Here is a 5,308-nt window from a genome sequence, read left to right on the forward strand (position 1 = left end):
TGTGAGCTGACGGATAAAGAGTTAAAGGATTCTTACGTGGAATATACCTTGCTTTACGACACTATCGCTAGTCGGATTTCTATTGATGAAGTACGAGGTACAGATGGAAAATTACGACTGATGGAAAATGTATGGTGGGAATATGACAAGCTCCCTCATATGCTGCTTGCTGGGGGTACAGGTGGCGGTAAGACCTACTTTATTTTAACACTGATTGAAGCATTGCTTTATACAGATTCAAATCTGTATATTCTTGACCCAAAGAATGCTGACCTTGCAGATTTAGGCTCTGTGTTAGAAAATGTTTACTACAAAAAAGAGGATATGCTTTCCTGCATTAATAATTTCTATGAAGAAATGATGGAACGCAGTGAGAATATGAAGCAAATGGAAAATTATAAAACGGGAGAAAATTATGCCTATTTAGGACTTCCAGCCAATTTTCTTATTTTTGATGAATACGTGGCTTTCATGGAAATGCTGGGAACAAAAGAAAATACCGCAGTCTTATATAAATTGAAACAAATTGTTATGTTAGGTCGCCAAGCTGGATTCTTTTTAATACTGGCTTGTCAACGCCCAGACGCAAAATATTTAGGTGACGGAATCCGTGACCAGTTTAATTTCAGAGTAGCACTTGGAAGAATGTCTGAAATGGGTTATGGCATGATGTTTGGTAGTGACGTACAAAAAGAGTTCTTCTTAAAGCAAATCAAAGGACGTGACTATGTAGATGTGGGAACAAGTGTCATATCAGAGTTTTACACGCCCTTAGTACCAAAAGGTCATGACTTTTTAGAGGAAATAAAGAATTTATCTAACAGCAGACAGTCCACGCAGGCGACGTGCGAAGCGTAAGTCGCAGGTGTGGACTGATCTTGCTGGCTGGTGTGGCGATAGCCACGGCAGCACTTAACCCCCCGTATCTAACTGGGGGGGTACAAATCGACAAGAAACAGACAAAAAAATAGCAGAAAACCCTTTGGTTACAAGGGATTTAGGAAATTTGGGCGTATGTCAAATGAGCTTCAATAGTTGACATACGCTTTTTTGATTGGAGGGATTAAGCTGAATGAAAACACTTGGGTACAGGAATTAAAAGAAAAACGTATTACTTATGGGCTTTCACAAAATCGTATGGCAATTGCGACAGGCATTACAAGACAATATCTTAGTGACATTGAAACAGGCAAAGTCAAGCCATCAGATGAATTACAAGAATCCCTTTGGGAAACACTGGAACGCTTCAATCCAGACGCTCCCTTGGAAATGCTCTTTGATTATGTGAGGATTCGATTTCCTATAACAGATGTCAAACACGTAATTGAGGATATTTTGAGGTTGAAAATTTCTTATATGCTTCATGAGGATTATGGTTTCTACTCTTATACAGAACATTATGTTTTAGGTGATATATTCATTCTATGCTCCCATGAGATAGAAAAAGGGGTACTGGTTGAATTAAAAGGTCGTGGTTGTCGTCAATTTGAAAGTTATCTTTTGGCACAACAAAGAAGCTGGTATGAGTTCCTTATGGACGTCTTAGTGGCTGGTGGTGTGATGAAACGTCTTGACCTTGCTATCAATGATAAAACTGGGATTTTAAATATTCCTAACCTCACAGAAAAATGTAGACAGGAAGAATGTATTTCAGTTTTCCGTAGTTTTAAAAGCTATCGTAATGGTGAGTTGGTACGCAAAGATGAAAAAGAATGTATGGGAAATACACTCTATATCGGTTCACTCCAAAGCGAAGTCTATTTTTGTATCTATGAAAAAGACTATGAACAGTTCAAGAAAAACAATATTCCCATTGAAGATGCAGACGTAAAAAATCGTTTTGAAATTCGATTAAAAAATGAGCGTGCCTATTATGCAGTACGTGATTTATTAGTCTATGACAATCCAGAGCGTACTGCCTTTAAAATTATCAATCGCTATATCCGTTTTGTAGATAAAGACGATACAAAACCCCGTTCTGATTGGAAACTCAATGAAGAATGGGCTTGGTTTATTGGAAGCAACCGTGAACAATTAAAATTAACGACAAAACCAGAACCATATTCTTTTCAACGGACGTTGAACTGGCTGTCTCATCAAGTCGCACCTACTTTAAAGGTAGCCATGAAATTAGATGAAATCAATCAAACACAGATTATCAAGGAAATTTTGGATAATGCCAAACTAACGGAACGACATGAGAAGATTTTAAGACAACAGTCAGTAAACGATAAGGAAATAATCACTTAGTACTTTCCTGTAAATTAAATAATTGTAAAAAAGAAAGGAGAATTTTTATGAATTTTGGACAAAACCTTTATAACTGGTTTCTATCAAATGCTCAATCATTGGTACTCTTGGCTATCGTTGTGATCGGCTTGTATCTTGACTTCAAGCGTGAGTTTAGTAAGTTAATTAGCTTCCTCATCATTTCTATTATTGCAGTAGGATTGGTTTTTAATGCAGCGGGTGTGAAAGATATTTTATTGGAGCTATTCAATAGAATTATTGGCTCATGATACTTCTATAATAATGATATAATATATCTAATTAAAACATGGGAGGATTGATGAATGACTAAAAAATCAAAAAACTCAAAGTTTTTAAAAATAATTTACTTTGATGAAGTAGCGGCTAATGATTTTGTAACCATTAAAAATGGTGGAAAAATTGATTGGTCAACAAATGAAAATAAAGAAAGGTTAGCTAAGCTTGTAGCGGAAATAGATGCTCAAGCAAAAACTGGATTCAACCTTTTTTCTACTTTTAAGGCAACTATTTCTGGTAGTGTTAATACAGGTTATGATTCTAAAATGGCTAAAATAATGGAATCAACAATATCAAACACTTTATTAACTGATTATCTGTCACTAGCTGTAGATGATAAAAACATTCATATCTTTAAATCTGAAGAGGTATATGCTCCAGAAGAATCCATAACCATCTATAAAATGTATAGTTCATATTTAAATGTGGTACCTAAAGAAGAAATACCCATTGATTTAACTGAACTTAATAAAGCTATACTTGGAGATAGAGGATATTATCAAATGCTTTTAGGAAGCGAACCTGTTCCTAAAACAGTTTTAAGATTTAATATTAACGCTTTTAAAAATAGTTATACGTTAGCAGACTTATCAAAAATGAATCTTACTTACTATGGAATTAAAGTAGGAACTTGTACATTGAATCAACTATCAATGGAAAATGAGTTTAAATTCGAAAAGAAAAAAAATGAAATAGACGTTACTGAAATAGTTACTGGGGAAAAAAATGAAGATAAAAATGATTTACTAGATGTATACGATGTAGTGTTAGGTGGTGTTATTAGTGAGTGATATAGTGATATTTTATGGTTCAAGAGTAAAATTTAATAAATCAATTCCACCTCAATATAAAACACTAACAGAATTAGTATATGAGAATGACAGAGATTCAAAAAATATGGTTATTCAGATATCTGATCAACCCCAACCAAAGAGTGAACCAGAAAAGATTAGGGTAGAAAATATAGTTGTGGGTTCAGATGAATACGCTGGTGTTAGAGAACATGTGATTATTAACTTTAATAATTTTTTAAGTAAATTTGATTATGATAGATTATATCTGCATAATCCCCCATTACAAATTAGTAATCAAATTAAGCGGTTATTTCCAGAAACAGAAGTACATAATCAAGAATATACTAGTTTGGATATAGATGATTTAAAAGAAATCAATTCAAAATACGATGACAGAATTATTGGTCAAAAAAGTGCAAAAGAGAAATTACTACAAGCATTGTTTCCTGTTACCTTATCTAATCGTAAAAAACCAATAGTTATACTATTATATGGAATGTCTGGAATCGGTAAGACCGAAACGGCAAAATTCATTTCAGAGATTATTGGAGAACCATTATTTAGAAAACAATTTTCTATGTATCAAAATAGTCAGTTTGCTAATTATCTTTTTGGTGGTGCACATTATGAAAAGAGTTTTGCTAAAGATTTATTAGATAGAGAATCAAATGTATTATTACTAGACGAATTTGATAAAGCCCATCCGTCATTTCATAGTGCTTTTTATCAACTATTTGATGAAGGAATTTACGAGGATCAAAACTATTATTTGGAATTAAAAAAATCAATAATAATCTGTACATCGAATTACCTAAGCCTTGAAGAGATTGAAGAAAACCTAGGAAGTCCTATATTTTATAGATTCGATAAAATTATACATTTTAAAGAGTTAACTATTGAAGAAAAAAATAAAATCGGTCAAAAAATCCTTGTTGAATCTTCAAAACAATATGAAATGCCCCTATCTCCTGATGTTAGAGAAAGACTCTTTGATAGTTTTATATATTGTTCAAATGTTAGAGAGATTAGAAATTTAATACAGGATACTTTTGCATTTAACGCAATAGTTAATGAAATCGAAAAAGAATAATAGTAAAAACATTTGTATTGTTAAATAAAAAAGCATTAGATAAATTGAGGTGACCCTCAAAAGTTGGACTTTTATCCAGAACACATTTTTACGTGTTCTGGATATTTTTTATTCTTTTATGCTGTATATTTCATGCGATATTCTACTGGGCTCATAAAGTCCAGTTTTTTCTTGATGCGTTCGTTATTGTAGTATTCAATATAGTCTTCGATCGTTTGTTTCAATTCATCATAAGAGTTAAACGTGTGACCATAATAAATTTCTTGCTTTAAGATGCCAAAGAAGTTTTCCATGGTGGCATTATCTAAACAATTTCCTTTACGAGACATACTCTGAAATATTTTTTGATCTTTCAAGGCGTTGACGTAAGGCTTCATTTGATAAGCCCAACCTTGATCGGAATGAAAAGTTCTTCGAAACGAACAATCTTTTGTCTGTTCGACGGCTTGTTCTAAAGCCTCCATAATCGGTCCAAATGTCGGTTGCTTACTGATGGAATAACTAATAATCTCTGAATTATACATATCTAAAAAAGGATTTAAATATAACTTTTTAATCCGTGGAATTCCCATTGAATCATATTCATAATACTTAAATTCTGTGGTGTCTGTGGTAATTTTTTGATGGGGAATTGATGTCTTAAATCGACGGTGAATACGGTTCGGTGCGACTTCTCCGACGTCTCCCTTATAAGATTTATATTTCCGATTTCGATGGCCAAAACAAGTGACCTGAATACCCAGTTTTTGACACAGTTTTTGGGTTTTATTTTCTGAGATAACATAGCCTAACTTACCTAACTCAGCCCAAAGTCTCCGATAGCCGTAGTTAGGATGGAGTTCCCTAAGTTCTAATAATTGTGTTTCAATGGCTTGAT

Annotated in this window: 6 protein-coding genes and 1 pseudogene; 6 read left to right on the forward strand and 1 reads right to left on the reverse strand. The window is 33.3% G+C overall.

Annotation, left to right across the window (positions count from 1 at the left end):
• The 6 genes and pseudogenes from HMPREF2758_RS04765 to HMPREF2758_RS04785 all read left to right on the forward strand — a co-directional run.
• The coding region (locus HMPREF2758_RS04765) for an FtsK/SpoIIIE domain-containing protein (RefSeq protein ID WP_083304846.1) at positions 1–858 on the forward strand (858 nt) is incomplete at its 5' end.
• A 20-nt stretch (positions 859–878) separates the two neighbouring features.
• A pseudogene (locus HMPREF2758_RS08690) lies at positions 879–1,035 on the forward strand (conjugal transfer protein).
• Between the two features lie 18 nt (positions 1,036–1,053).
• Positions 1,054–2,250 carry a MobT family relaxase gene (gene mobT / locus HMPREF2758_RS04770; protein WP_070609528.1) on the forward strand — a complete coding sequence of 399 codons (1,197 nt, stop codon included), beginning with the start codon at positions 1,054–1,056 and terminating at the stop codon, positions 2,248–2,250.
• Positions 2,251–2,297: 47 nt separating this feature from the next.
• Positions 2,298–2,519 carry a hypothetical protein gene (locus HMPREF2758_RS04775; RefSeq protein WP_070609424.1) on the forward strand — a complete coding sequence of 74 codons (222 nt, stop codon included), beginning with the start codon at positions 2,298–2,300 and terminating at the stop codon, positions 2,517–2,519.
• Positions 2,520–2,573: 54 nt separating this feature from the next.
• The gene (locus tag HMPREF2758_RS04780) at positions 2,574–3,338 is read left to right on the forward strand and encodes a DUF6414 family protein (protein WP_070609425.1); all 765 of its coding nucleotides are present in this window, start codon (positions 2,574–2,576) and stop codon (positions 3,336–3,338) included.
• Positions 3,331–4,431, forward strand: coding sequence for an AAA family ATPase (locus HMPREF2758_RS04785; RefSeq protein WP_070609427.1), 1,101 nt, complete (start codon positions 3,331–3,333; stop codon positions 4,429–4,431). Before HMPREF2758_RS04780 ends, HMPREF2758_RS04785 begins: the two co-directional genes overlap by 8 nt.
• A 116-nt stretch (positions 4,432–4,547) precedes the next feature.
• Here the strand turns inward: HMPREF2758_RS04785 and HMPREF2758_RS04790 are convergent.
• Positions 4,548–5,308, reverse strand: a 761-nt coding sequence (locus HMPREF2758_RS04790; protein ID WP_148128885.1) for an IS3 family transposase, incomplete at its 5' end; no start/stop codon positions are given.

This window comes from Facklamia sp. HMSC062C11, assembly GCF_001810675.1.
In the GTDB taxonomy this organism is placed as follows: Bacteria; Bacillota; Bacilli; order Lactobacillales; family Aerococcaceae; genus Facklamia; species Facklamia hominis.

What these genes read in the sequence shown, in the direction of transcription:
- HMPREF2758_RS04775 (WP_070609424.1), top strand. Translation starts at nt 2,298, where the DNA reads ATGAATTTTGGACAAAACCTTTATAACTGGTTTCTATCAAATGCTCAA.
- HMPREF2758_RS04780 (WP_070609425.1), top strand. Translation starts at nt 2,574, where the DNA reads ATGACTAAAAAATCAAAAAACTCAAAGTTTTTAAAAATAATTTACTTT.